Source organism: Falsiroseomonas selenitidurans (assembly GCF_012103215.1).
GTDB lineage: Bacteria > Pseudomonadota > Alphaproteobacteria > Acetobacterales > Acetobacteraceae > Falsiroseomonas > Falsiroseomonas selenitidurans.
On the sequence record NZ_JAAVNE010000040.1, the window covers coordinates 13,333 to 39,549 of the forward strand.

The following is a 26,217-nucleotide window of genomic DNA, read 5'->3' on the forward strand; positions in this document are numbered from 1 at the left end:
GACCGGTTAAGAGTTTGCAGGCATTGCGGGGTAAGCCGCGGATCAGGAGATCCGCGATGCCCCTGCTCGACCGGTTGCCCATCCTCGTCAAAGGCCTCGCCGCCATCCTGCTCGTGGCCTTCGTCGCCATGGCCGCCGCGCTCAGCGTGCGGGGCGAGATGGCGGCCATCGGTCACGTCGCCGGCGATCTGGCGGAGCGGCGGCTGCCCGCCTCGCTCGCCGCCGCCGCCGTGCAGCGCGGGCTGCTGGAAGCACAGACGGAATTGCAACGCGCCGTCGCCGCCGCCGCCGGCCGCGGCGAGCAGGTGACACCCATGCTGTTCGAAGCCGACCGCCGGCTGGAACAGGCCGCCGGCGCCGCCGAGGGCCTGGCCGCCATGCCCGACCTGGCGGACCTCGTCACCGAGCTGCGGCGGGCCCTGGCCGATCTGCGCCGGCAGATCGAGGCCATGCTGCCCGCCGCCGACCGCGGCGACGCCCTGCGCCTGGCCGAAGCCGCCGTGGCGCTGGAGCCGACGGCCAAGGGCGCCCTGCAACTGACGGCGGAGGCGCTGGAACGCGCTGCCGGCGACATTGCGGCGGTGACCAGCGCCCTGGATGGCCGGATCGAGGGGATCCAGGCCTCGCTGCTCAACAGCATCGGCATCGGCGCGCTGCTGGCCTCCCTCCTCGGCGCGGCCCTGCTGCGCTTCGGGGTGACGCGGCCGCTCGGCCGCATCGCCCATTCCGCCGACCTTCTGGCGCTGGGCGATGCGACGATGGCGGTGCCCGGCACCCGCCGCGGCGATGGCCTCGGCCCCATCGCCCGGGCGCTGGAGGCGCTGCGCGCCAGCCTGCTGGCGGGGCGGGAGGCAGAGGCCGCGGCCGCGGCCAACCGTGCGGCCGCGGCGGCCGAGCGCGAGGCCGCGCGCCTGGCGCTGGCGCGGGAGGTGGAGCAGGCGCTGGGCGAGGTGGCGGCGGCGCTGGGCCGCTCCAGCGAAGCCCTCGACACCACCGCAAGGCTGCTGGCCGGCAGCGCGGCGGCAGCGGCGGCCCAGGCGGCGGCGGCGGCGGCCGGGGCGCAGGATTCCTCCAGCAATGTCGGGACCGTCGCGGCCGCGGCGGAGCAGATGTCGACCAGCGTTTCGGAGATCACCCGCCAGGTCGCCGCCGCCGCCGAGGCGGCGCAGGCCGCGGTGGCCGAGACCCGCGCCACGGACGACACGGTGCGTCGCCTGGCCGATGGCGCCGGGCGGATCGGCGAGGTGGTGCGGCTGATCGGCGACATTGCCGGCCAGACCAATCTGCTGGCGCTGAACGCCACCATCGAGGCGGCGCGCGCCGGGGAGGCCGGCAAGGGCTTCGCCGTGGTGGCGAGCGAGGTGAAGGCACTGGCCGCGCAGACCGCCAGGGCGACGGAGGATATCGCGCGGCTGATCGCCGACATGCAGGCGGCGACGGACCAGGCGGTGCAGGCGATCCGCGGCATCGGCACGACCGTGGAGCGCAGCAGCGGCATCGCCGGCGCGATCGCCGCGGCGGTGGCGCAGCAGGGCGCCGCGACGCGGGAGATCGCCCGCGGGGCCGCCGCCGCGGCGCAGGCCACGGACACCGTCTCGCACAGCGTCGCCGGCGTCGGCGAAAGCGCCCGCGGGACGCGGGAGGCGCTGGAGGGGCTTACCGCCACCGCCGGCCAAGTGGCACGGCAGGGCGAGGCGTTGCAGGGCGCCGTGATGGGGCTGGTCGGTCGGTTGACGGGCGCGGCGCAGGCGGCCTGATGGCCGCGCCCAACCGGCCGGAGCGGCGCGCTGCCCGCGGCCGGCGAGCCTAAGGGCGTCGATCGGCGCGGGTCGGCTGCGGACCGCGGCCGGGCGCCGCGTGGTGCTTTCGTCGAATCGCCATCGAACCCGCGCCGCCACCGCGTGTTCTCTCGGCTCTGTACTCACCCGAGGAGCCGCCGATGATCAAATGGGCCATCATATTCGCCGTCGTAGCCCTCGTGCTCGGCGTGCTCGGCTTCGGCGGACTCGCCGGCGCCTTCTTCGAAATCGCCAAGATCCTGTTCTGGCTGGCCGTGATCATCGCGATCATCTTCTTCGTGCTGGGCCTGACCATCTACAAGAAGGTCACTTAGCGCGTTTTCAAGCCTTGCGGCTTCGCAAGGCGACTCGGAACATGCGTTGAAACAATAAGCTGGAGCCGTCTTACCATCTTCGCTTGCGGTGAAACGGCTCCAGCGCGGCGGGGGGGGGGCGGCGCCGCCCCCCCCCCCTGCCCGCCTACCCGGCGTAGATCATCTTCCGCGTCATGCCGCCATCGGTGGTGAATTCGGCGCCGGTGACGAAGCCGCTCTCCGGGCCGACCAGCCAGGCCACCAGGGCAGCCACATCCGCGGGCCGGCCGACCCGGCCGGCGGGATGCTGCGCATGGTCTTCCGCGCGCAGCGTTTCCTCCCCCGTGTCGATCCAGCCGGGGCTCACCGCGTTCACCCGTACCGCCGGCCCCAGGCTGACGGCCAGCGCATGGCTCAGCGCCACCAGCCCGCCCTTGGAGGCCGCATAGCTCTCGGTATCCGCCTCCGACTGCCGGGCGCGGGTGGAGGCGATGGTCACCACCGCACCGCGGGCTTCGCGCAGCAGCGCCTCTGCCGCGCGCACCAGCAGGAAGGTCGCGGTCAGGTTGGTGGCGAGCACCTGGGACCACGCCGCCAGGCTCAGGTCCGCCAACGGCTTGCGCAACATGATCCCGGCATTGGAGACCAGGGCATCCAGCCGCCCTTCGCGCGCCCGCACGCCCGCCAGCAGCGCGGCAACCTCCGCCTCCGCCGCCACATCGGTCTGCACGAAGCGGCCCGGCAGACCCGCCGCCGGCGCCTGCCGGTCCACCGCCACCACCCGCCAGCCCTCGCCGGCCAGCCGCGTGGCCACCGCCCGGCCGATGCCGCGCGCCGCCCCTGTCACCAGCACCACCCGTCCGTCCTGTGTCATCCTCGCCCCCGTCCGCTGCCCCCCTGGCAACGGCCGGCAGGGGCGCGGGATGCATCAGGCCGGCGTGGGCTTCGGCGCGCAGTACAGCGTGTAGAGGGTGGCGAGGATGGCCTGCACCTCCGCGCTCGCCAGGCGGTAGAAGATGGTCTGCCCCTCGCGCCGCGTCTCCACCAGGCGCAGGTCGCGCATCCGGCCCAGATGCTGCGACAGCGCGGTGGGCGCCAGGCCGACCAGCCCGGCCAGCTGGTTCACGGATTTCTCGCCTTCGAGCAGGTGGCACATCGCCATCAGGCGCTTGGCATTGGCCAGCGCCGACAGCAGGCGCGCCGCCTCCTCGGCTTTCGCCTCCAGCGCCTCGGCCGCCGCCAGCGCGTCATCCGCCAGCGCGGCGGGCATCAGGGCAGGGTCAGCCGACACGGAGCCGGTCCGGGATCGGCAGGCCAAGCCGCAGCGGCACCGGCCACAATTCCCGCACCGTGCGCAGCACCCGGAACCCCGCCGCCACGTAGTTCGGCAGGGCCCGGGGATGGTCGGCGGTGCAGGTGTTCACGGTCAGCAGGCGTGGCTTTTCCGCCCATGCGGTCTCCACCGCGTGGCGCAGCAGCGCCCGGCCCACGCCGCGGCCGATGGCATGCGGCATCAGGCCGAAATAGGCGAGGTTCGTCCCATACTCGGCCCCGCGCCGCTCCAACTCGTAGAAGCCTGCCGGTTCGCCGCCCTGATACAGCACATGGATGCAGATCTCCGGCCGCGCCAGCAGCGCCGCGATCTCGGCGTCCGGCACCGTGCGGCGCAGCCACCACAGGTAGTCGCGGCCCACCGTGTCGTACAGGTAGCGGTAGAAGGGCACAGAACAGCCCGGCACGCGCACCACCCCGACCCCCTTGGGGAAGTCCGGCTTCGCGCCTTCCGGCGCCGCATCCATGCGCAGGAAGGTGACATCCACCTCGATGCGCTGCACCGGTTCGCGGATGCCGGTCGGGCGCGTCGCCGTGGCCATGGCTCAGTTGTCCAGGAAGCTGCGCAGCTTGCGGCTGCGGCTGGGGTGTTTGAGCTTGCGCAGCGCCTTCGCCTCGATCTGACGGATGCGCTCCCGCGTCACGTTGAACTGCTGGCCCACCTCCTCCAGCGTGTGGTCGGTGTTCATGCCGATGCCGAAGCGCATCCGCAGCACCCGTTCCTCGCGCGGCGTCAGGCTGGACAGCACCCGCGTGGTGGCTTCCCGCAGATTGGACTGGATGGCGGCATCCAGCGGGATGATGGCGTTCTTGTCCTCGATGAAGTCGCCGAGATGGCTGTCTTCCTCGTCGCCGATCGGCGTTTCGAGGGAGATCGGCTCCTTCGCGATCTTCAGCACCTTCCGCACCTTTTCCAGCGGCATGCCGAGCTTTTCCGCCAGCTCCTCCGGCGTCGGCTCGCGGCCGATCTCGTGCAGCATCTGCCGGCTGGTCCGCACCAGCTTGTTGATCGTCTCGATCATGTGGACCGGGATGCGGATGGTCCGCGCCTGGTCGGCGATGCTGCGGGTAATGGCCTGCCGGATCCACCAGGTGGCATAGGTGCTGAACTTGTAGCCACGGCGGTATTCGAACTTGTCCACCGCCTTCATCAGGCCGATGTTGCCCTCCTGGATCAGGTCCAGGAACTGCAGGCCGCGATTGGTGTATTTCTTGGCGATGGAGATCACGAGGCGCAGATTGGCCTCGATCATCTCCTTCTTCGCCTGGGTCATGTCGCGCTCGCCGCGCGAGACGGTCTGGTAGACGCGGCGGAAATCCGGCACCGGCAGGCCGGTCTCGGCCGCCACCTTGGCGATCTCGCCGCGGATCGCCTCCGCCTCCTCGCGCGAGCGCTGGACGAAGGTCTTCCAGCCGCGGCTCTGCAGCTTGCTGATGCGCTCGAACCAGCCCGGGTCCAGCTCGCTGCCGCGCCAGTGTTCCAGGAACTCCTCGCGCTTGACCTTCTGCGCCTCGGCCAGCCGCAGCACCTGGCCTTCCAGCGTGGTCTGGCGGCGGTTCAGGCCCTTGAGCTGGTCGACCAGCTCCTCGATCCGGTTGTTGTGGAGTTGCACCTTCTCCACCAGCGCCACCAGCTCCTGGCGCTGCTTCTCATAGGTCTTCTCGGACCGCAGCGAGGTTTCGCCGCCCGAGGTATAGGCGTCCATCCGCTTGTTGGAGAGCTTCTGCAGCTTGCCGAACAGGCCCTCGATCGCCTCGAAGGCGGCCAGCGCCTCCGGCTTCAGCTTTTCCTCGAGCGCCGAGAGCGAAAGGCCGACGCCTTCGGCGGCCTCGTCGCCCTCCTCATACTCCTCCTCCGGCGGCGGCGTGCCTTCGGGCGTATTGGCGCCGGCGGTCGCCTCCAGGTCGATGACGTCGCGGAGCAGCATGCGGCCTTCCTTGACCGCGTCATGCCAGGCGACGATCGCCTTGAAGGTCAGCGGGCTCTCGCAGAGCCCGCCGATCATCATGTCGCGCCCGGCCTCGATGCGCTTGGCGATGGCGATCTCGCCCTCGCGGGAGAGCAGCTCCACGCTGCCCATCTCGCGCAGATACATGCGCACCGGGTCGTCGGTGCGGCCGAGATTGGCCTCGTCGACGTTGCCGCCGCTTTCCTCCTCGTCCTTCTCGTCCTCGTCGGCCTTGGCCGCCGGCTTGTCGGCGCCGGCCTCCCCGTCCTCCGACTCCTCGCTCTCGACCACGTTGATGCCGAGCTCGTTCAGCGTCGCCATCGTGTCCTCGATCAGTTCGGAGGACACCTGTTCGGAGGGCAGGGCGGCGTTGAGCTCGTCATAGGTGACGTAGCCGCGTTCCTTGCCGCGGGCGATCAGCTTCTTGACGGCGGCGGTCAGGGTATCCAGCAGCACGCCTTCCACCGCCTCGTCGCGTCCTTCTGCCGTATCGGCGCCATTCGCGGCCTTGCTCGCCATGCTTTTTTCCGCTCCGTCAACGGCGCCCCGGCCCGGTGGGGATGCCCCCCGGACCGGGCCTGCGCGAATTCGCCCCATGATGCGCCACCGCGCATCATCCGTGGCCGTGGCCGTCGGTGATTGCGGCCATGCCGTCCTCGCCGCCAGTCTCCGCCCACTCGCCCCGGCGCAGCGCGGCCAGGGTCAGCTTCAACCGGATGAGCCTTTGCTGGGCCCGGGCCTGGGCGACCGGATCGGCCGCTTCCTCCCATGCCCGCTGGGCTCCGGCCTGGTCCTCCTCAAGCTCCGCCTCGCCACGCAGCAGGCCGAAGAAATGCCACCACGCCTCCAGCGCATCGCGCGGCTGCGCGGCTTTTCCCGCGGCCACCGGCAGGCCGGGGTCCCGCAGCAAGCCCGTCGACAGGTCTGCCATGCCTGTGCCGGCGAGTTGGTCCATCAGGCGGCGCGAGTCAAGTTCGTGGCCCTCTGCCAGCCAGGCCAGCACCGCATCGCGCAAGCGGGCCAGGGCCGGTTCGCCCAGATCGAGGCTCGCCAGGCTTTCCTCCACCTCCGGCAGCAACCAGGGGTGGTGCAGCGTGATGGCCAGCAGGGCGCGCGCCTGGAAGCCGCGGGTGCGCGCCTGGCTGATCGCCGGGCGCGGGTGCGGGGCCGCCACCGGGCGCCGACCGGGGCCGCCCGCGCCGCCGGCCCGTGCGCCGAACCCCCCGGCCCCGCCGCGCGGCGGGCGCGTGGTGGCGAAGAAGCGGTCCAGCAGGGCGCTGCGGTATTCCGCGGCCAGGGTCTTGTCCGGGATGGTGGCCGCCACCTCCGCCAGCCGGTGGCGCAGCGCCGCGCGCTGTTCCGGCGTGGCCACCGGCCGGCCTTCCGCGAGCAGGCCGTACAGCGCCGCCGACAGGCTGCGCGCGCCCTCCAGCACGGCGGTGAAGGCGGCGGGCCCGCGGCGCGTCACCAGCGTGTCCGGGTCCTCGCCCGGCGGCAGGGTTGCCAGCTTCAGGCTGCGCTCCGTGCTCAGCAGCGGCAGCGCCGCCTCGGCCGCCCGGGCCGCCGCGCGGCCGCCGGCGGCATCGCCGTCGAAGCACAGGATCGGCTCCGGCGTCAGGCGCCACAGTTCCTCCATCTGCTCGGCCGTCAGCGCGGTGCCGAGCGGTGCGACGGCGGCGCCGAACCCTGCCTGGTGCAGGGCGATGACGTCCATGTAGCCTTCCACCACCACCACCGGCGCGCCGCGGAAGGCGCCTTCCCGCGCCAGATCCAGGCCGTACAGGCTGCGCCGCTTGGAAAACAGCGCGGTCTCCGGCCCGTTCACGTATTTCGGCTGGCCATCCCCCAGGATGCGCCCGCCGAAGGAGATCACCCGGCCGCGGCGATCGCGGATGGGAAAGATCACGCGGTTGAAATAGAGGTCGTTGAAGCCGGAGCCATCCTCCCGCTCCCGCACCAGCCCGGCCTCGGCGAGTTGCTGCGGCGTGATGCCCTCCGCCTTCAGCGCCGCCGCCAGCACGCCGCGGCCGCCGCCGGACCAGCCCAGGCCGAAGCGGGCGATCGTATCCTCCGTCAGCCCGCGTCGCCGCAGATAGGCCAGCGCCTCCGCCCCTTCCGCCAGGTGCAGCCGGCGGGCGAAGGCACCCTGGGCGGCCTCCAGCACGTCGTGCAGGTCGCGCGCCCGGCGTTCCCGCGCCGCGGCTTCGGGAGTGGCCTTCGGCACCTGCAGCCCGGCCTCCCCGGCCAGGCGCTCCACCGCCTCGGGGAAGGGCAGCCCCTCGGCCTGCATGACGAAGCTGATGGCATCGCCATGCGCGCCGCAGCCAAAGCAGTGGTAGTGGTCGTCATACACATAGAAGGACGGCGTCTTCTCGCCATGGAAGGGGCAGCAGCCCTTCCAGTTGCGGCCGGATTTCGCCAGCCGCGTCTTGCGCTGCACCAGGGGTGCCAGCGGCGTCCGGTGCCGCAGCTCATCGAGGAAATTCGGAGGGAGGGCCATCGCCAGGGGCTCTTAGCACCGATCGCGCGCGGCGCGACGGCGTGCGCGGGGGTAGCGAAGTCTTCACCGCCGCCGGGGCATGCAGGCCCATCGTGATTCCTGCACCCCCTCCCGCCCCCCCACCGCCCGGTCCGGCGCCGGCGCGCGCCCGGGCCGACGAGCTGCCGATCGAATTCCGCCCCGTGGCCGCGGCGGAACTGGCGGAAGCACTGGCCGCGCACCAGCGCCACCTGCGCGGCGAAAAAGGCGGCCGGCGCGCCGCCTTCAAATTCGCCGATCTGTCGCATCTCGACCTGCGGGGTGCCGTACTGGCGGGCGCGGACCTGACCGGTGCGCGGCTGGAAGGCACCATCCTGGCGGAGGCCGACCTGCGTGACACCTGCCTGTTCGGCGCCAATCTGCGCAAGGCGGAACTGATCCGGGCGCAGATGCAGGGGGTGGACCTGCGCGGCGCCTCGCTGCGCGGGGCGCAGATGGCGCGCGCCAACCTGACCGGCGCCGACCTGCGCGACGGCCACCTGGTGCGCAGCAAGGACGGGGAGCTGGTGCCCACCGCCCCGGCCGGCGGCCATGGCGAGCTGTCGGAGGCCAGCGCGGTCAACGCCAACCTGACGCGCGCCAAGCTGTCCAACGCCTTCATCGTGCAGACCGACCTGCGCGACTCGAACCTGCGCAACGCCGTCTTCGTCCGCGCCGACCTCAGCTGCGCCGACCTGTCCGGCTGCAACCTGGAAGGCGCCGACCTGTCGGAGGCCAACCTGACCGGGGCGCGGCTGGAAGGCGCATCCTGACCCGCGCCGTGCTGCGTTCGGCCAACCTGTCCCAGGCCAACCTGCTGGGCGCGCTGCTGGACGAGGTGGACCTGTTCACCACCCGGCTGGACGGGGCCGAGATGGCGCGCCGGCTGGACAGCATGGAAGGCACCGTCGGCACGGCACTGCGGCTGCACCATGACTGGATCCGCAGCAATGGCCGCAGCGGCCAGCGCGCCGATCTCTCGGCCTGCGACCTCACCGGCATCAGCCTGGCGGGCGTGAACCTGGCAGCAGCGGTGCTGAAATACGTGGTGCTGCGCGATGCGGACCTGACCGGCAGCATCCTGGCCATGGCCGACCTGTCCATGGCGGACCTCCGCGGTGCGCGCATGGCCGGGGCCGATCTGCGCGGCGCCAGGCTGCTGCGCGCCACGCTGAACGAGGCCGACCTCAGCCGGCTGCTGGCCGGGCCGATGACGCTGCGCAGCGGCCAGACCTGGCCCACCAACCTGGGCAATGCCCGCATGGCGCGGGTGCGGGCGGTGGCGGCCGACCTGACGCAGGCCCGGCTGGTGGATTGCGACCTGACCCAGGCCGACCTGCGCGAAGCCCGGCTGCGGGAAGCAGAGCTGACGGACGCCACCCTGACCATGGCCGACCTGCGGGAGGCCGATCTGGCGGGCGCCCTGCTGGTGGGGGCGGCGGGGCTGATCCTGCCGGGGCGCCCGGGGGGCTGACGCCGCCGTCAGCCCCGCTGGAAGGTCAGCCCAGCGCCGCCTTCACCAGCGGGCCGGCCTTGGCCATGTCCAGGCTGGCCGCGTGCTTCGCGCGCAGCGCCGCCATCACCTTGCCCATGTCCTTCATCCCGGCGGCACCGGTCTCCGCCACCGCCTCGGCCACCGCCGCCTGCATCGCGGCCTCATCCATCTGCTGCGGCAGGAAGGATTCGATGACGGCGATCTCCGCCTCCTCCTTCTCGGCCAGCTCCGCCCGGCCGCCCTCGCGGTACAGGGTGGCGGATTCGGCGCGGGACTTGGCCATGCCGCGCAGCATGGCGATGATCTGATCCTCCGGCACCTTGTCCACGCCGGACGGGCGCGCGGCGATATCCACATCCTTCAGCTTCGCCGTGATCATCCGCAGGGTTGAGGTGCGGGCGGCATCCTTGGCCAGCATCGCCTGCTTGAGCGCGGCGGTGAAACGTGTGCGAAGGTCGTCGGCCATGGGGTGTCTCCTTGTCCTTCCGCTGTAGCACGGCGGGGCGTCTGGGAAAAATCTTCCCGACCCGCAGATGGGCCTTGAGATGGGAAGATTTCTCCCACATGTTCGTCCCATGCGAACCGTCGAACAGATCATCGCCCTGATGGGTGGCGCGGAGGCTACGGCGCGGCGCCTGGGCATCGGCACCGAGGCCGTGCGGAAGTGGCGCCAGGCGCGCGCCGTGCCCGCCAAGCACTGGCCTGCCATCCTGGCCGCCACCGGCCTCGATCTGCCCGACCTGCCGCAGGGCACGGATGCCCCGCGGCCCGACACGCCCAAGCCCCACGCCGCGCCGCAACAGGAGAACGCCCCCGTGACGCAGACCCCAGATGCCCCGCCCCCCGGCGCGACCGCCGCCCTGGTGCTGGCCGATGGCAGCGTCTTCTGGGGCCGCGGCTTCGGCGCGCAGGCCACCACCGTGGCGGAGATCTGCTTCAACACCGCCATGACCGGGTATCAGGAGGTGCTGACCGATCCCTCCTATGCCGGGCAGACCATCTGCTTCACCTTCCCGCATATCGGCAATGTCGGCGCCAATGCCGAGGATATCGAGGCGATCACCCCCGCCGCGCGCGGCCTGATCGTGAAGCAGGACCTGACCGAGCCTTCCAACTACCGCGCCACCCGGCACCTGGATGACTGGCTGAAGTCGCATGGCGTGCCCGGCATCGCCGGCCTCGACACCCGTGCCCTGACCGTGCGCATCCGCGACGGCGGCGCGCCGAACGGCGTGCTGGCGCATCCCGCCGACGGGCGCTTCGACATCCCGGCCCTGCTGGCCCAGGCCAAGGCCTGGCCGGGGCTGGAGGGGATGGACCTGGCGAAGGAGGTCTCGACCCGGCAGTCCTATAGCTGGGACGAGGCCGAATGGGCCTGGGGCGAGGGGTTCGGCAAGCAGACGGCGCCGCAATGCAAGGTGGTCGCCGTCGACTACGGCGCCAAGCGCAACATCCTGCGCTGCCTGGCCGCCGCCGGCTGCGCCGTGACCGTGGTGCCGGCCACCGCCACCGCCGAGGATATTCTTTCGCACAAGCCGGATGGCGTGTTTCTCTCCAACGGCCCGGGCGACCCTGCGGCGACGGGCGCCTATGCCGTTCCGGCGATCCAGGGCGTGCTGGAGACGGGCCTGCCGGTCTTTGGCATCTGCCTCGGCCACCAGCTGCTGGCCCTGGCGCTGGGGGCGAAGACCTACAAGCTGGACCGCGGCCATCGCGGCGCCAACCAGCCGGTGAAGGAGCTCGCCACGGGCAAGGTGGAGATCACCAGCCAGAACCACGGCTTCGCGGTGGACGATGCCAGCCTGCCGGACGGCGTGACGGTGACGCATCGCAGCCTGTTCGACGGGTCCAACGAGGGCATCGCCAGCAGCACGAAGCCGGCCTTCTCCGTGCAGTACCACCCGGAAGCGAGCCCGGGGCCGACCGACAGCCACCATCTGTTCCGGCGCTTCGTTGGGATGATCGAAGCAGCGAAGGCGAATTGACGATCTTTTCGGAGTTATACGGCCAAGACCGCATAAACGGATAACTTCCTTCAATATGGATCCCGTTCGCAACCCCTACGCACCCGGCGCCGGCTCGCCGCCTCCGGAACTGGCGGGCCGTGACGCGCTGCTCGACCAGGCACGGCTGACGCTGGATCGCGTTCGTCTGGGACGCTCCGCCAAGAGCTTCATCGGCGTAGGCCTGCGTGGCGTGGGCAAGACGGTTCTGCTCGTCCGTGTCCGAGACCTGGCGGAGGAGCGCGGCTATCGCGCCTGCCTCATCGAGGCGCGCGACCAGACGGTCCTGCCGGCGCTGCTGCTGCCGCACCTGCGCCGCCTCTTGCTCGACCTGGATCGCCTGGGCGCGCTCAGTGAGCAGGTGAAGCGGGGGTTGCGGGTCTTCCGCAGCTTTGTGTCGGGACTCAAGCTGAAGCATGGCGACGTCGAATTGGTGCTCGACATCGATCCGGAACGCGGCTCGGCCGATAGCGGCGATCTGGAAGCCGATCTGCCGGAGTTGTTCCTGGCCATCGGCCGCGCGGCGGCATCCCGCCAGACGGCTGTCGCGCTCATCATCGACGAGATCCAGTATCTTGCGGAAGGTGAGATGAGCGCGCTCATCATGGCGCTGCACCGCGTGGCACAGGAAGGCCTGCCGATGGTGCTCATCGCAGCGGGCCTGCCGCAGGTGGTGGGGCTGACCGGCCGGTCCAAATCCTATGCCGAGCGGCTGTTCGATTTTCCCGAAGTCGGCCCCCTGTCGCCCGCCGACGCACGGCGGGCATTGGTGGAGCCGGCACGCAGCGAATCCGTGACCTTCGAACCGGCGGCGCTGGATGCCATTCTGGACATCACGCAGGGCTATCCCTTCTTCCTCCAGGAATGGGGCTACGCCGCCTGGAACATCGCAGATCATTCGCCGATCGCGGCGGAGGATGTGCGTGCTGCCACCGCGCAGGCGATCGCCAAGCTCGACAAATCCTTCTTTCGCGTGCGCTTCGACCGGCTGACACCGCGGGAAAAGGACTATCTGCGGGCCATGGCGGAGCTTGGCCCGGAGGCCCATCGGTCGGGCGACATCGCTGACCTGCTCGGCATCCGGGTCCAGGCAGCGGGCCCCCATCGCGGCGGACTCATCAGAGAGGGAATGAACTACAGCCCAGCGCATGGCGACACGGCTTTCACCGTGCCGCTGTTCGATGATTTCCTGAAGCGCATCATGCCGATCTGGCAGCCGCGAGGTCGGGAGTGATGCCCTCCGCCGAAACCCTCCTCGTCTTCGCAGCCCTCTCGCTCGGCCTCGCGGTCACGCCCGGGCCGAACATGCTCTACCTGATCTCGCGCTCCCTCGCGCAGGGCACCGGGGCGGGCATGGTCTCGCTGGTCGGCTGCCAGTTCGGCTCCTTCACCATCATGGTCTGCGCCGCCGCCGGCATCACCGCGGCGCTGCTGGCGGTGCCCTATGCCTGGGATGTGCTGCGGCTCGGCGGCGCGGCCTACCTGCTTTACCTCGCCTGGCAAAGCGTGCGGCCGGGCGGGCAGCCGATCTTCGCCGCAAGGCCGATGCCGCGGGAGCCGCGCGCGCGGCTGTTCTGGGTGGGGTTCGCCACCGCGGCGCTGAACCCGAAGGTGGCGCTGTTCTACATGGCGGTGCTGCCGCCCTTCCTGGATCCAGCTCGGGGAAATCTGTTCGTCCAGGCCGCCATCCTCGGCTTCGTGCAGATCGCCATCTGCACCGCCTGGGACGCCGTTCTGGTCTGGGGGGCGGCCGGCGCGGCCCGCTTCCTGGGTGCGAACCCCACCTGGATGGCGGTGCAGCGTTGGGTGCTGGGCGGCGCGCTGGCCCTGCTGGCGGTGAAGCTGGCGACGGAAAGCCGGGCCGGCTGATGGACGACGCGATCTGGGGCATCGGCGCCCTGACCAGCATCGCCGCCTGCATGATCCTGACCGGGGTGCTGCGTGGCCTGTCCGTGCCGCTGTTCGCCGCGATGCTGTTGGCCTGCGCCCTGTCGCTCGCGGGCCATTACTGGTTCTGGGTGGAGTGGTACGGGGCCGTGCGCCGCAATGCCACGCCGCTCTGGATCGGGCTGCACCCCATCTACCTGATCTATGCCTTCCACGCGGTGACAAAGCCGCGCGCGAAGCGCAGCGGACCGGGGGAGCCCGCGCCATGATCCCCCTCGCCTTCGCGCTCTTCGCCCTGGCCTATTCCGGCCTGGTGCTGTTCACCGTCGCCGCTTCGCTGCGCCGGCTGATGTCACCGATGCGTGCCGCCCTCGGCGCCCTGGCGCTCTCCGTTCTGGTGCATGGCGCGACCACGCTGATGCTGGCGGAGGAAGCGCCGCTGGCGCTGTATTTCTGGGGCATCCCCCACCTGCTGATCCTGCCGCTGCTGCTGTTGAGCGCGCGGCGCCAATCCCGATCGACCGGAGCCTGACATGCCCAAGCGCACCGACATCAAGTCCATCCTGATCATCGGCGCCGGCCCGATCGTCATCGGCCAGGCCTGCGAGTTCGACTATTCCGGCGCCCAGGCCTGCAAGGCGCTGCGATCCGAAGGCTTCCGGGTGATCCTGGTGAACAGCAACCCGGCCACGATCATGACCGATCCCGGCCTGGCGGATGCCACCTACATCGAGCCGATCACGGTGGAGATGGTCGAGAAGATCATCGCCAAGGAACGCCCGGACGCGCTGCTGCCCACCATGGGCGGCCAGACCGCCTTGAACACGGCGCTGAAGCTCGATGCCGCGGGCATCCTGAAGAAGTATGGCTGTGAGCTGATCGGCGCCAAGGCCGACGTCATCGACAAGGCCGAGGACCGGCTGAAATTCCGCGATGCCATGTCGAAGATCGGCATCGAGAGCCCGAAATCCGCCATCGCCCATTCCATGGAGGAAGCCCGCAGGGGCCTCGAGGAGGTCGGCCTGCCCTGCGTCATCCGCCCCTCCTTCACCCTGGGCGGGACCGGCGGCGGCATCGCCTACAACCGCGAGGAATTCGAGCAGATCGTCGCCGCCGGCCTCGCCGCCTCGATGACCACGGAAGTGCTGGTCGAGGAATCGGTGCTGGGCTGGAAGGAGTATGAGATGGAGGTCGTGCGCGACAGCGCCGACAACTGCATCATCATCTGCTCCATCGAGAACCTGGACCCGATGGGCGTGCATACCGGCGACAGCGTGACCATCGCCCCGGCGCTGACGCTGACGGACAAGGAATACCAGCGGATGCGCGATGCTTCCATCGCCTGCCTGCGGGAGATCGGTGTCGATACCGGTGGCTCCAACGTGCAGTTCGGCATCAACCCCGTCGATGGCCGCATGGTGGTCATCGAGATGAATCCGCGCGTCTCCCGCTCCTCCGCGCTGGCCTCCAAGGCCACCGGCTTCCCGATCGCCAAGATCGCCGCGAAGCTCGCGGTGGGCTACACGCTGGATGAGCTGAAGAACGACATCACCATGGTGACGCCGGCCAGCTTCGAGCCGACGATCGACTATGTCGTGGTGAAGATTCCCCGCTTCACCTTCGAGAAATTCCCGGGCACGCCGGCGACGCTGACCACCTCGATGAAGTCGGTGGGCGAGACCATGGCCATCGGCCGCAGCTTTGCCGAAGCCCTGCAGAAGGGCCTGCGCGGGCTGGAGACCGGGCTTTCCGGCCTGGACGAGATCGAGGTGCCGGGCGATGGCAGCCATGCCGCGATCCGCACCTCGCTCGCCACGCCGAAGCCGGACCGCTCGCTGGTGGTGGCGCAGGCGCTGCGCGCCGGCATGTCGGTGGCGGAGATCCACGAGGCCTGCCGCTTCGACCCCTGGTTCATCCGGGAGATCGAGAAGATCGTCCAGGCCGAGCAGACGGTGAAGGCGGAGGGCCTGCCGAAGACCGCCGATGGTTTTCGCGCGCTGAAGGCGCTCGGCTTTGCCGACAAGCGCCTGGCGACGCTGACGGGCAGGACGGAAGCGCAGGTCTTTGCCGCGCGCGATGCGCTCGGCGTGCATGCCGTGTTCAAGCGCATCGACACCTGCGCGGCCGAATTCGCCTCCGACACGCCCTACATGTATTCCACCTACGAAGGCGGCTTCGGCGCGCCCGCCTGCGAATCCCGCCCGACGAGCCGGCAGAAGATCATCATCCTCGGCGGCGGGCCGAACCGGATCGGCCAGGGCATCGAGTTCGACTATTGCTGCGTCCATGCCTGCTACGCGCTGCGTGACGCCGGCTACGAGACCATCATGGTCAACTGCAATCCGGAGACGGTCTCCACCGACTACGACACCTCCGACCGCCTGTATTTCGAGCCGTTGACGGCGGAGGACGTGCTGGCGATCTGCCGCAAGGAACAGGAATCCGGCGAGCTGCTGGGCTGCATCGTGCAGTATGGCGGCCAGACCCCGCTGAAGCTGTCCCAGGCCCTGCACAAGGCCGGCATCCCCATCCTCGGCACTTCGGCGGAAGCCATCGACATCGCCGAGGATCGCGAGCGTTTCCAACTGCTGCTGAAATCGCTGGGCCTGAAGCAGCCGCAGAACGGCATTGCCCGCGACCTGGAAGAAGCCCTCGTCGAGGCCGAGCGGATCGGCTACCCGGTGGTGGTGCGCCCGTCCTACGTCCTCGGCGGCCGCGCGATGGAGATCGCCTACACCAGGGAACAGCTCCGCCGCTTCGGCGCGGAAGCGGTGAAGGTATCGGGCGAGAATCCGATCCTGATCGACCAGTACCTGGCGGACGCCATCGAGGTCGATGTGGACTGCATCGCGGATGAGACGGGCGATGTCTATGTCGCCGGCGTCATGGAGCATATCGAGGAAGCCGGCATCCATTCCGGCGACAGCGCCTGCTCCCTGCCCCCCTATTCCCTGCCGCCCGCCATCATCACGGAGCTGAAGGCGGAGACCGAGGCGATGGCCAAGGCGCTGAAGGTCAAGGGCCTGATGAACGTGCAGTATGCGGTGAAGGACGGCGAGATCTTTGTCCTCGAGGTGAATCCGCGCGCGTCCCGCACCGTCCCCTTCGTCGCCAAGGCCACGGGCGTCGCCGTCGCCAAGATCGGTGCGCTGGTCATGGCCGGCGCCCATCTGAGGAAGTTCGGGCTGGACGACACCGCCGTCTCCCGCCACGTCGCGGTGAAGGAAGCCGTCTTCCCCTTCAACCGCTTCCCCAATGTGGACGTGATCCTGGGGCCGGAGATGAAGTCGACGGGGGAGGTGATGGGCCTCGACCTGTCCTTCGAGCGGGCCTTCCTGAAGTCCCAGATGGGCGCCGGGGTGAAGCTGCCGGAAGCCGGCACCGTCTTCCTGTCCGTCAAGGATGGCGACAAGGCCGGCGCGGTGACCCTGGCGCGGCGGCTGATCGAGATGGGCTTCCGCATCCTGGCCACCCGCGGCACCGCCGCCCGGCTGCGCGAGGTGGGGCTGGATTGCGCCGTGGTCAACAAGGTGGCGGAAGGCCGGCCGCATTGCGTGGATGCGATCAAGTCCGATGCCATCCAGCTGGTGATCAACACCGCCAGCGGCGGGCAGAGCGTGGCGGACAGCTTCGATATCCGCCGCAGCGCCCTGACGCACGGCGTCCCGCATTACACGACGCTGGCGGGCGCCCGGGCGGCGGTGCACGCCATCGCGGCCTTGAAGGGCGGAACCCTTGATGTAGCGCCGCTGCAGGCCTATTTTGCGCATTCATTCTGAGCGGGCGGGGGCGGGGAAAATCATCCACGCCCCCGCCTCGCCTGTTTCAGCGCAGCCCGCGATCTGCTTGCATGGTTCCCGCCCAGCCCGGAGAAATCCGGGACAACGGGGAACCAGGCGCAAGGGCGGGCGTGGATGCCCGGAGGAAGGACGCGACGTGCAGAAGTTCCCCATGACCGCGGAAGGTTTGGCACGGCTGACGGAGGAGCTGCGTCAGCTCAAGGTCGAGGAACGCCCCGCCGTGATCCGCGCCATCGCGGAAGCACGGGCGCATGGCGACCTTTCCGAAAACGCCGAGTACCACGCGGCGCGGGAACGGCAATCCTTCATCGAGGGCCGCATCGCCGAGCTCGAATCCATCATCCCCTCGGTGGAGGTGATCGACACCAGCAAGCTGTCCGGCACCCAGGTGCGCTTCGGTGCGCATGTCACCGTGGTGGATGAGGAAACCGAGGACGAGAAGACCTACCGCATCGTCGGCGCCTATGAGGCCGACATGAAGAACGGCTCGATCTCCATCTCCTCGCCGCTGGCCAAGGCCCTGATCGGCAAGAAGGTCGGCGACAGCGTGGAAGTGCCGGCGCCGGGCGGTGCCAAGGTGTACGAAATCGCGGGCGTCCGCTTCGCCTGACCTGCAGCGCGCCATGTCCCCGCTGACCAACCTGGCGCCGGTGACGGCGCCCACCATTACCCTGGCCGATGTCCGCGCAGCCGCCGCGCGCATCCGGGGCGCGGTGCTGCGCACCCCCACCCTGTTCAGCGACTCGCTCTCCCGCGCAACCGGCGCGCGCGTACATCTGAAGCTGGACAACCTGCAGGCCACCGGCGCCTTCAAGGAACGCGGCGCCGCCAACCGCATCGCCCTGCTGACCGCGCGCGAACGGGATGCCGGCGTCATCGCCATGTCCGCCGGCAACCACGCCCAGGCCGTGGCGCGCCATGCCAGCCTGGCCGGCATCGGCGCCACCATCGTCATGCCGCGCTTCACCCCCGCCACCAAGGTGACGCGGACCGAAGGCTGGGGCGCCAAGGTGGTGCTGCACGGGGAAACCCTGGCGGAGGCCGCGGCGCATGCGCATGAACTGGCGCTGAAGCACGGGCTGACCTTCGTCCACCCCTATGACGACGCCGCCGTGATCGCCGGCCAGGGCACCGCGGCGCTGGAGATGCTGGAGGATTTCCCGGAGATCGACACGCTGCTGGTCCCGGTCGGCGGCGGCGGGCTGTTGACCGGCTGCGCCGCGGCGGCGCTGGAGATGAAGCCCGGAATCGCGGTGATCGGGGTGGAGGTGGAAGGCTATCCCGCCATGCAGCAGCGCCTGGCCGGCCTGCCCGTTGCCGTCGGCGGGCCGACGGTGGCGGAAGGCATTGCGGTGCGCGATGTGGGCGAGGTGCCCTTCGCCTGGCTGCAGCGCGCCGGCATCGAGGTGGTGCTGGCGCCGGAACGCAGCGTGGAACAGGCCATCGCGCTGCTCGCGGAAGGGGCCAAGCTGGTGGCGGAAGGCGCCGGCGCCGCGGGGCTGGCGGCGCTGCTCGCCTTTCCGGAACGCTTCGCCGGCCGCAATGTCGGCATCCCGATCTGCGGCGGCAACATCGATGCGCGGGCGCTGTCCAATGTGCTGCTGCGGCAATTGCTGCGCGACGGCCGCATCCTGCGCCTGCATTTCGACATCCCGGATCGCCCCGGCATGCTGGCGGACATCGCCGGCCGCATCTCCGCCCTCGGCGGCAACGTCATCGAGGTGAACCACCAGCAGCTATTCGGCGCGCCCACGGTGCAGAGCACGGAGCTGTACCTGATGGTGGAGGTGCGCGACGGCGCCCAGGGCAATGCCATCATCGCCGCGCTGCAGGCGGCGGACTACGTGGTGCGCCGCGGCTGAGGCTCAGCGCCGCCGGCTGCGGCGGATCAGGCCCCAGAGTCCGCGCAGGATCGCCACGTTTCGCAGAAGCCTGAACATCCTTCGCCCTCTCTTCCCGGTCTGCCGGGAACAGCGCCCGGCGTGACGCCGGGTTCCAGGCTTCAGCGCGGGTTGACGCGCGCCGTCCAGGCCTGCGGCACGTAGCCGGGGCGGATGCGGCAGGTGCCCGGGTGGCGGGCGCGGGCCGCCTCGCAGCGCTGGCGCACCGCCTCCGCCGAGGGGCGCGGCCCGCCCTGCGCCCAATCGGCCAGCGCCGCCAGGGCGGCGGGGTAGAGCGGCGGCGACATCTTGTTGTGCGCCTCCTCATCCACGAAGACCTGCTGCAGCAGATGGGCGGTGCCGGCGGCTTCCAGCGTGGCGCGGTAGGCCGCCGCGTGTTCCACGAACACCGTTGCATCCTCGATCCCGTGAAGGGTCAGCACCGGGATGGCGATGGCCCCGGTCGGGTCGCCATCCTCCGCCAGCCTTGCGACCGCGTCCGGGTCGGCGGCGATGCGCGGCACGCGGGCGTTGAAGGCGGCATCGTCGCTGGTGCCCTGGTAGCGGACATGCGCATTCCCGAAGGCGCTGCGCCCGTCCATCAACCCCCAGGCGATGTCGGCGAAGACGTTGGTGGACCAGGCGAGGTGCGTCGGGATCGACCATGCCGGGATCCGGCTGGCCGCCACCAGATCCGCCAGCGCCCGCCGCTGCGCCGTGCTGCGCGTGGCCTGGGCAAGGTCGGACCCGGTGCAGGCGGTGTAGCGCGCCATCATCTCCGTCCAGCCCATCCGCACGCCACGCGGCAGGCCGAGGGTCAGGGTGTATTGCGGCTCCTCCGGCCGCGGATGCGTGCCGCAGATGGCCTGGAAGGCGGCGCGCAGGTCCACCCGCATGTCATAGGCGCGGGTCGGCCCGGCCAGCACGCCGGAGGTCAGCAGCGCCGCCTGCCAGGGGCGCCGGCCGGTCGCATCCGGTGCGTTCAGCGTCTCGATCGCCCGCGCGGCGATGCCGCCGCCCCAGGACTGGCCGTGGATGACGGCGAGGCGCGGCGTGCCGAAGCTGGCCTCGGCGATGCGCCGGGCGTTCAGAGCATCCTCCCCCGCCGCGCGGATGCCGAAGCCGGGGCGGCGGCGGCTGGTGGAGGTCCAGGCCCAGCCCTCGGCCACGTATTCGGCGAAGCGCAGCAGATCCTCATCCGTGGTGTCGGCGCGGATCGGCGCCAGGCGCGGGCCGCCGAACACCTGCGTCACCAGCCCGCCATGCCAGTTGGCCGGGCGGGCCAGCAGGATATGGGCGCCATTTGCATCCTGCCCGCGCAGGCAGACGAGGCCGGTGGGCGCCCCCGTCGGGCAGCGGGCCGGCCGCGGCGCTTCGGCCGCCTCCGCCAAGGCGCCGCCCAGCAGCAGCAGCGCCGCCGCCAGCCAGCGCCCCGGATTCACGCGGCCGTACCCTCCACCGGCACGCCGCTGTCATCCTTCGCCGTGCGGATGGTCTGCAGGGTCTGCACCCGCAGCACATTGGCCGCGCCAGTGAGGCGGGAGGTCAGGGCATTCTCATGCGCCGTGTCGCGCGCCACCAGGCGCAGCATGAAGTCGCCGCCGCCGCGGATCATGTGGCACTCGCGCACCTCCGGCCAGTCGCAGACCATGGCCTCGAAGGCCTGCAGCACGGCCTGCTTCTGCGTCTCCAGCCCGACCAGGGCGAAGAAGGTGATTTCCCACCCCAGCACCTGGGGGTCGAGGTCGGCATGGTAGCCGCGGATCACGCCCTGTTCCTCCAGCCGGCGCACGCGGCGCAGGCAGGGGGGCGCGGAAAGGCCGACGCGGCGGGCCAGTTCCACATTGGTCATCCGGCCATCGGCCTGCAATTCGGCCAGGATCTGGCGATCTACGTCGTCGATGTCCGGATCCGGTTGGTCGGTCATGGTAGGCTTGCGTGTCCCGGCTGGCGGTTTGGACGCAATATCCTTTCGGCGCGCATGATCTACAAGACGCGGATCGTTGATTTAACCGGCCCTGCACGGTGCGCGCACGCCATGGCTTGAGCATTCGGCCGGCACCGCCGATATCCGCTGCCAAGGAATTCAGCATTCGGATCCATCCCGTGTCCCAGACCCCGCCCGTGACGCACCAGACCCGCCTTCTCATCCTCGGCGCCGGCCCTGCCGGCTACACCGCCGCCATCTATGCCGCGCGCGCCGGACTGAAGCCGATGGTGGTGGCCGGGCTGCAGCCGGGCGGGCAGCTGACCATCACCACGGAAGTGGAGAACTTCCCCGGCTTCGCCGAGCCCATCCAGGGCCCCTGGCTGATGGACCAGATGCAGGCCCAGGCGGCGCATGTCGGCGCGGTGATCGTGCAGGACGTGATCACCGCGGTGGATCTCGGCCGCCGGCCGTTCCGCGCAACCGGCGATTCGGGCGAGGTGTATGAGGCGGAGGCCCTGGTCATCGCCACCGGCGCGCAGGCCCGCTGGCTCGGCATCCCGGGGGAGAAGGAGCTGTCCGGCTTCGGCGTTTCCGCCTGCGCCACCTGCGATGGCTTCTTCTACCGCGGCAAGGACGTGGCCGTCGTCGGCGGCGGCAATTCCGCGACGGAGGAGGCGCTCTACCTGTCCAACCTGGCGCGCCACGTCACCCTGATCCACCGCCGCGACAGCCTGCGGTCGGAGAAGATCCTGCAGGCGCGGCTGTTCGAACGCCCCAATGTCACCGTGGTCTGGGACACGGCGGTGGAGGAGGTGCTGGCGGATGGCAGCGGGCGCGTGCCGGTGGCGCGCGCGCTGGGCCTGCGCAACCTGAAGACCGGGCTGCGCACGGAGCTGCCGGTGCACGGCCTGTTCGTCGCCATCGGCCACGACCCGGCCACCGCCCTGTTCAAGGGCCAGCTCGGCATGGACGAGGAGGGCTACATCCGCACCACCCCCGGCACCACCCAGACCAGCGTGCCGGGCGTCTTCGCCGCCGGCGACGTGCAGGACAAGGTCTACCGCCAGGCGGTGACGGCCGCCGGCACCGGCTGCATGGCGGCGCTGGAGGCGGAGAAGTTCCTGGCGCATCTGCCGGCGGTCGATCTCGCCGCCTGAGCGCGGGCCGGCGGGGATCGCCCGGCGGCGGTTTCCGCGATTTTCCTGGGCATCCCCCGCGCATGCGGTAAAAAAGCGCCCGTCGCGGGGCTGTCATGCTACTCAAACCCTTCCCGCGCATGGCAGCTTGCCGGGGAATCAAACAGGGAATCGCCGCGGGCATGCCGCTGGATTGGGACAAGCTCCGGGTTTTCCACGCGGTCGCCGAGGCAGGGTCCTTCACCCATGCCGGGGAGACGCTGAATCTCTCGCAATCCGCCGTCTCGCGCCAGATCCAGGCGCTGGAGGAGGCGCTGCAGGTTCCGCTGTTCCACCGCCATGCGCGCGGCCTGATCCTGACCGAGCAGGGGGAGACGCTGAACCGCGCGGTGCGGGAGGTCTTCGCCAAGCTGGCGATGACCGAGGCGCTGCTGACCGAAAGCCGGGAACGACCGACCGGCCGGCTGAAGGTCACCACCACAACGGGTTTCGGCAGCATCTGGCTCGCGCCCCGGTTGCGGCGCTTCATGCAGATGCATCCGGACGTCACATTGACCATCCTGCTGGATGATGCCGATCTCGACCTGGCGATGCGCGAGGCGGATGTCGCCATCCGCCTGCACCCGCCCCGCCAGCCGGACCTGATCCAGCGCAACCTGGGCACCTTCGGCTGGAAGGTCTGCGGCGCGCCGGACTACCTGAAGGCCAATGGCATGCCGATGCGGGCCGAGGATCTCGATGCCCACCGGATGATCGTCTACGGCGATTATCGCCCACCGGTTGAGAGCGTGAACTGGCTGCAGGAAGCCGGGCGTCGCCCGGGCTCCACGCGCCGCGCGGTGCTTGAAATGAACAGCCTTCCCGGGATTCTGGCCGCCGTGCGCAGCGGGCTCGGCCTGGCCGCCCTGCCGGACTACATGGGGGAGGAGCTGGAAGGCCTGGTGCACCTGCTGCCGGAGCTGAAGTCGCCGCGGATCGAGGCCTATTTCGTCTATCCGGAGGAGCTGCGGCATTCCAAGCGCGTCGCCGTGTTCCGCGACTTCCTGGTGGCGGAGTTGGCCATGCCCTCGCGGCTGCAGGCGACCGGCTGAGAAGCGGCGCGATCGCGTTTTTCGATCGGTCGCTTGAGCTACGTGATTAACGAGGTTGTATCGGCGATCCATGCAGCCAGCGCATGTCCGCTACCGCCAATTCACCCAGCGGCAATGCCGCAGCGCACACTATCTTGGCGGTGTTCCGACGGTGACGTTGGATCAGGGTCATTCAGAGTTTCTCTGAACCCCTTCGTCTCCCAGACGTGAAGCCTCCCTGTTTGACTTAGGCCGCTGCCCTCACGGGTTGGCGGCCTTTTTTTTGGGCGTGTAACCCGGCGTGCCCGGGCGGCGAAGCCGCCGCAGGAGGTCGCCGATGATGCTCGCCCCTGCACCACCCCATGCCGGCCGACCCACACCGGACCTGCCCACCCAGCCGCCGGTCCGGCCGCATGTCCTCGGGCTGGCGCTGGGGTTTGCCGGCATCACGCTGGTGCTGGCCGGGGTGCTGCTGCTGCCGGACCCGGCGCTGGGGCCGGTCTTCCTCGTGGCCCTGCTGCTTGGCGCGGCCTTCGTGCTGTTCGATTTCGGCTTCGCCGGCGGCTTCCGCGCGCTGCAACTGGAGGGCGATGGCCGCGCCATGGCCGCCAGCTTCCTGATCCCCGCCATTGCCGCCCTGGTGATCCTGCCGCTGGGCAGCCTGGCGGAGGGTTATGGCCGATTCGTCGCGCCGATCGGCGCCCCCCTGCTGCTCGGCGCGCTGCTGTTCGGCATCGGCATGCAGATCGCCAATGGCTGCGGCTCCGGCGTGCTGGTGGCGGCCGGGCAGGGCTCGCGCCGCATGTGGGTGGCGCTGCCCTGCTTCTGCCTGGGCGGGGTGCTGGGCAGCCTGGCGCTGCCGATGGGCCTGGCGCTGCCAGATCTGGGCCATGCCGATCTGGTCGCCTGGCTCGGCCCCTGGGGCGCCTTGCCGGCCACGCTGGCGCTGCTCGGCCTGGGCGCGGCCCTGCTGCTGCGCGGCCGGCGGCCGGAGCGCCGCCAGATTCGCGCCGCCGCGGTGGTCGGCCTGCTGGCCGGGCTGCTGTTCCTCGCCTCCGGCCTGCCCTGGGGCATCACCACCGGGCTGACGCTGTGGGCGGCGCAGGTGATGCAGGCCCTTGGTCTCGACATGGCCGGCCTGCCCTTCTGGTCGGAAGGCTGGGCGCGGGCGGCGCTGGCCGGGCCGCTGCTGGCGAACCACACCTCGCTCTCGGATTTCGGGCTGCTGCTGGGGGCCCTGGTGGCGGCGGCGGCCAGCGGGCAGCTGCGCCATGCCGTGAAACTGGGCGCCAGGGGTACGGCCGGGGCGGTGCTGGGCGGGCTGCTGCTGGGCTTCGGCGCCCGGCTGTCCTTCGGCTGCAACATCGGCGCCTTCATCGGCGGCACCGCCTCCGGCAGCCTGCACGGCTTCGTCTGGCTGCTGGCGGTGCTGCCGGGAAGCTGGATCGGCATCCGCCTGCGGCCCTTCTTCGGCTTGCCGCGGCGCTGAAGCCGCTTCACCGGAAGCGCGCCCCCTGTTCATTCCCGCGCCTGTTCCGAGCCGTCAGGCGATCCCGCCTGACGTGAGCATGCGCGAGCGGCGTCAATCGCCGCGCAGCGCGGCGCCGGCGGCCAGTGGCGCCAGCGGTGCGGCCAGGGCCAGCAGCGCGGCCAGCAGCAGCAGATAGGGGCGCGCCCCCAGCCCGGCGGCCGCGGCCTCGATGGCGGCGGCGCCGAAGATCACCGCGGGGATGGACAGCGGCAGCACCAGCAGCGGCAGCAGCACCCCGCCACGCCGCGCCCCCAGCGTCAGCGCCGCCCCCGCCGTGCCGAACAGGGACAGCACCGCGGTGGCCAGCCCCAGCGCCAGCGCCGCCACCCCCCAGGCTTCCACCGGCAGGTTCAGCATGGCGCAGGCCACGGGGCTGGCCGCCAGCAGCGGCAGGCCGGTGACGATCCAATGGCCGAGCGCCTTGGCCGCGGCCAGCGCCGCGGGCGCCAGGCCGGACAGCAGCAGCTGGTCCAGGGAGCCGTCCTCCGCCTCGGCGCCGAACAGCCGGTCCAGCGGCAGCAGCGCCGCCAGCAGGGCGGCGGCCAGCAGGGCGCCAGGGGCGATTCGCGCCAGGATCTCCGGCGCCGGGCCAATGCCGAAGGGAAACAGCGCGCAGACCAGCACGAAGAACAGCATGGCGGCCAGGCTGTCCCCGGGGTGGCGCAGCGCCAGCCGCACCTCCCGCCCCAGCACCGCGGCAAAGCCCCTCATACCCGGCGCACGAAGGTTTCACCTTCGTGCCCCTCGAACGCCGGGCGGGCCGCGTCCGCGGCCCTCGGCTTTGCGGCACTGGCCGCGGCGCGCATTCGCGCGCTCGGCCCTTCGGGCCGCCGGTCGGGCCTTCGTGCGCCACGTCTCACAGGGCCAGTTCCTTCGCATCCGGCAGCGGCAGCGGCAGGTGGGTGGCCGCGACCACGGCGCCGCCGCCCGCCCGGTGCGCCGCCAGGAGCGCCCCCAGCCGCGCGACGGAGGCGGTGTCCAGCCCCACCGTCGGCTCGTCCAGCAGCCAAAGCGGCGCCGGCGCCAGGGCCAGCCGCGCCAGCGCCAGGCGCCGCTTCTGCCCCGCCGAGAGCATCCGCGCCGGCAGGTCGGCCAACTCTGCCAGCCCCAGCGCCACCAGCGCCGGCGCCACCTGCCCACCCCACAGCCGCGCGTAGAAGGCCAGGTTCTCCGCCGCCGTCAGGCTCGGCTTCAGCGCGTCCTGGTGGCTGAGGTAGCGGGTGCGGCGGGCATGGCCCGCCAGATCCGCCAGCGCATCCGCGCCGTCCCACAGCAGCAGGCCCTCCGCCGCCGGGATCAACCCGGCCAGCAGGCGCAGCAGGCTGGATTTGCCGGCGCCGTTCGGGCCGGTCAGCAGCAGTGCGCCGCCCGCCGGCAGGTGGAAGGACAGCCCGGCGAAGATCGCGCGGTCGCCCCGCCAGCAGGCCAGATCCTGCGCTTCCAGCATTCGTCCCCCGCATATCCCCGCCAGCCGGATGGACCGTGCCGGAACCCTGTGGTTTAAGCCGCAAGCTGCGGTCGCGAAAGCGGCACGGCTTGAACCGCGCCAGGCTTGGCGGAAGGCGCCCCGCTTCCGGGGTGGCACCCAACCCGG

General features: G+C 70.9%; 25 protein-coding genes. 15 read left to right on the forward strand and 10 right to left on the reverse strand.

Features of this window, described 5'->3' with window-relative positions:
• Positions 1-56: 56 nt before the first annotated feature.
• Entirely contained in the window at positions 57-1,757 is a 1,701-nt protein-coding gene (locus tag HEQ75_RS28850) for a methyl-accepting chemotaxis protein (RefSeq protein ID WP_168033945.1), read from the forward strand.
• Between the two features lie 182 nt (positions 1,758-1,939).
• The gene (locus tag HEQ75_RS20295) at positions 1,940-2,113 is read left to right on the forward strand and encodes a DUF1328 domain-containing protein (RefSeq protein WP_168033946.1); all 174 of its coding nucleotides are present in this window, start codon (positions 1,940-1,942) and stop codon (positions 2,111-2,113) included.
• A 145-nt stretch (positions 2,114-2,258) separates the two neighbouring features.
• Here HEQ75_RS20295 and HEQ75_RS20300 read toward each other — a convergent pair whose 3' ends face one another.
• The 5 genes from HEQ75_RS20300 to dnaG form a co-directional block, all read right to left on the reverse strand.
• The gene (locus tag HEQ75_RS20300; protein WP_168033947.1) at positions 2,259-2,966 is read right to left on the reverse strand and encodes an SDR family oxidoreductase; all 708 of its coding nucleotides are present in this window, start codon (positions 2,964-2,966) and stop codon (positions 2,259-2,261) included.
• 54 nt (positions 2,967-3,020) lie between these two features.
• Positions 3,021-3,383 carry an ArsR/SmtB family transcription factor gene (locus HEQ75_RS20305; protein ID WP_328734511.1) on the reverse strand — a complete coding sequence of 121 codons (363 nt, stop codon included), beginning with the start codon at positions 3,381-3,383 and terminating at the stop codon, positions 3,021-3,023.
• The gene (locus tag HEQ75_RS20310; protein ID WP_168033949.1) at positions 3,373-3,966 is read right to left on the reverse strand and encodes a GNAT family N-acetyltransferase; all 594 of its coding nucleotides are present in this window, start codon (positions 3,964-3,966) and stop codon (positions 3,373-3,375) included. Before HEQ75_RS20310 ends, HEQ75_RS20305 begins: the two co-directional genes overlap by 11 nt.
• A 3-nt stretch (positions 3,967-3,969) precedes the next feature.
• Positions 3,970-5,892 carry an RNA polymerase sigma factor RpoD gene (gene rpoD / locus HEQ75_RS20315; protein WP_168033950.1) on the reverse strand — a complete coding sequence of 641 codons (1,923 nt, stop codon included), beginning with the start codon at positions 5,890-5,892 and terminating at the stop codon, positions 3,970-3,972.
• Positions 5,893-5,986: 94 nt separating this feature from the next.
• Positions 5,987-7,873: a DNA primase gene (gene dnaG / locus HEQ75_RS20320; RefSeq protein ID WP_168033951.1), complete on the reverse strand. Its 1,887-nt coding sequence runs from the start codon at positions 7,871-7,873 to the stop codon at positions 5,987-5,989.
• Between the two features lie 92 nt (positions 7,874-7,965).
• Here dnaG and HEQ75_RS20325 point away from each other — a divergent pair, with 92 nt between their 5' ends.
• Complete coding sequence (locus HEQ75_RS20325) at positions 7,966-8,664, forward strand: pentapeptide repeat-containing protein (protein WP_168033952.1); 699 nt, start codon at positions 7,966-7,968, stop codon at positions 8,662-8,664.
• Positions 8,665-8,672: 8 nt separating this feature from the next.
• A complete protein-coding gene (locus tag HEQ75_RS20330; protein WP_168033953.1) occupies positions 8,673-9,365 on the forward strand; it encodes a pentapeptide repeat-containing protein in 693 nt (230 codons plus the stop codon).
• Positions 9,366-9,390: 25 nt separating this feature from the next.
• Here HEQ75_RS20330 and HEQ75_RS20335 read toward each other — a convergent pair whose 3' ends face one another.
• Positions 9,391-9,852, reverse strand: coding sequence for a GatB/YqeY domain-containing protein (locus HEQ75_RS20335; RefSeq protein ID WP_168033954.1), 462 nt, complete (start codon positions 9,850-9,852; stop codon positions 9,391-9,393).
• A 109-nt stretch (positions 9,853-9,961) separates the two neighbouring features.
• Between HEQ75_RS20335 and carA the strand changes: the two genes are divergently transcribed.
• The 8 genes from carA (at position 9,962) to HEQ75_RS20375 (ending at position 18,938) form a co-directional block, all read left to right on the forward strand.
• Positions 9,962-11,371 (forward strand): glutamine-hydrolyzing carbamoyl-phosphate synthase small subunit, encoded by a 1,410-nt coding sequence (gene carA, locus HEQ75_RS20340; RefSeq protein ID WP_168033955.1) that lies wholly within the window; start codon positions 9,962-9,964, stop codon positions 11,369-11,371.
• A gap of 55 nt (positions 11,372-11,426) precedes the next feature.
• Positions 11,427-12,623, forward strand: coding sequence for an ATP-binding protein (locus HEQ75_RS20345; protein ID WP_168033956.1), 1,197 nt, complete (start codon positions 11,427-11,429; stop codon positions 12,621-12,623).
• On the forward strand, positions 12,623-13,258 hold the full coding sequence (locus tag HEQ75_RS20350) for a LysE family translocator (protein WP_168033957.1): 636 nt from the start codon (positions 12,623-12,625) through the stop codon (positions 13,256-13,258). The genes HEQ75_RS20345 and HEQ75_RS20350 overlap by 1 nt, the downstream gene beginning before the upstream one ends.
• Complete coding sequence (locus HEQ75_RS20355) at positions 13,258-13,545, forward strand: hypothetical protein (RefSeq protein ID WP_168033958.1); 288 nt, start codon at positions 13,258-13,260, stop codon at positions 13,543-13,545. The genes HEQ75_RS20350 and HEQ75_RS20355 overlap by 1 nt, the downstream gene beginning before the upstream one ends.
• Positions 13,542-13,808, forward strand: a complete 267-nt coding sequence (locus HEQ75_RS20360; RefSeq protein ID WP_168033959.1) for a hypothetical protein — start codon at positions 13,542-13,544, stop codon at positions 13,806-13,808. The genes HEQ75_RS20355 and HEQ75_RS20360 overlap by 4 nt, the downstream gene beginning before the upstream one ends.
• Position 13,809: 1 nt before the next feature.
• Complete coding sequence (gene carB / locus HEQ75_RS20365) at positions 13,810-17,055, forward strand: carbamoyl-phosphate synthase large subunit (protein ID WP_168033960.1); 3,246 nt, start codon at positions 13,810-13,812, stop codon at positions 17,053-17,055.
• A gap of 157 nt (positions 17,056-17,212) precedes the next feature.
• Complete coding sequence (gene greA, locus HEQ75_RS20370) at positions 17,213-17,686, forward strand: transcription elongation factor GreA (RefSeq protein ID WP_168033961.1); 474 nt, start codon at positions 17,213-17,215, stop codon at positions 17,684-17,686.
• Positions 17,687-17,699: 13 nt separating this feature from the next.
• The gene (locus tag HEQ75_RS20375; protein ID WP_168033962.1) at positions 17,700-18,938 is read left to right on the forward strand and encodes a threonine ammonia-lyase; all 1,239 of its coding nucleotides are present in this window, start codon (positions 17,700-17,702) and stop codon (positions 18,936-18,938) included.
• Between the two features lie 140 nt (positions 18,939-19,078).
• On the opposite strand, the gene HEQ75_RS20380 is transcribed toward HEQ75_RS20375, so the two are convergent.
• Positions 19,079-20,398: a hypothetical protein gene (locus HEQ75_RS20380; protein ID WP_168033963.1), complete on the reverse strand. Its 1,320-nt coding sequence runs from the start codon at positions 20,396-20,398 to the stop codon at positions 19,079-19,081.
• Complete coding sequence (locus HEQ75_RS20385; RefSeq protein WP_168033964.1) at positions 20,395-20,883, reverse strand: Lrp/AsnC family transcriptional regulator; 489 nt, start codon at positions 20,881-20,883, stop codon at positions 20,395-20,397. The genes HEQ75_RS20380 and HEQ75_RS20385 overlap by 4 nt, the downstream gene beginning before the upstream one ends.
• Before the next feature lie 179 nt (positions 20,884-21,062).
• On the opposite strand from HEQ75_RS20385, the gene trxB reads away from it, so the two are divergent.
• The 3 genes from trxB (at position 21,063) to HEQ75_RS20400 (ending at position 24,581) form a co-directional block, all read left to right on the forward strand.
• On the forward strand, positions 21,063-22,043 hold the full coding sequence (trxB, locus tag HEQ75_RS20390) for a thioredoxin-disulfide reductase (RefSeq protein WP_328734514.1): 981 nt from the start codon (positions 21,063-21,065) through the stop codon (positions 22,041-22,043).
• A gap of 161 nt (positions 22,044-22,204) precedes the next feature.
• On the forward strand, positions 22,205-23,113 hold the full coding sequence (locus tag HEQ75_RS20395) for a LysR family transcriptional regulator (RefSeq protein WP_209318677.1): 909 nt from the start codon (positions 22,205-22,207) through the stop codon (positions 23,111-23,113).
• A 316-nt stretch (positions 23,114-23,429) separates the two neighbouring features.
• Positions 23,430-24,581, forward strand: a complete 1,152-nt coding sequence (locus HEQ75_RS20400; RefSeq protein WP_168033965.1) for a YeeE/YedE thiosulfate transporter family protein — start codon at positions 23,430-23,432, stop codon at positions 24,579-24,581.
• 93 nt (positions 24,582-24,674) lie between these two features.
• Here the strand turns inward: HEQ75_RS20400 and ccmB are convergent, their stop codons facing one another.
• Positions 24,675-25,334, reverse strand: a complete 660-nt coding sequence (gene ccmB / locus HEQ75_RS20405; RefSeq protein WP_168033966.1) for a heme exporter protein CcmB — start codon at positions 25,332-25,334, stop codon at positions 24,675-24,677.
• Positions 25,335-25,479: 145 nt separating this feature from the next.
• The gene (gene ccmA, locus HEQ75_RS20410) at positions 25,480-26,070 is read right to left on the reverse strand and encodes a heme ABC exporter ATP-binding protein CcmA (RefSeq protein ID WP_168033967.1); all 591 of its coding nucleotides are present in this window, start codon (positions 26,068-26,070) and stop codon (positions 25,480-25,482) included.
• Positions 26,071-26,217: the final 147 nt, after the last annotated feature.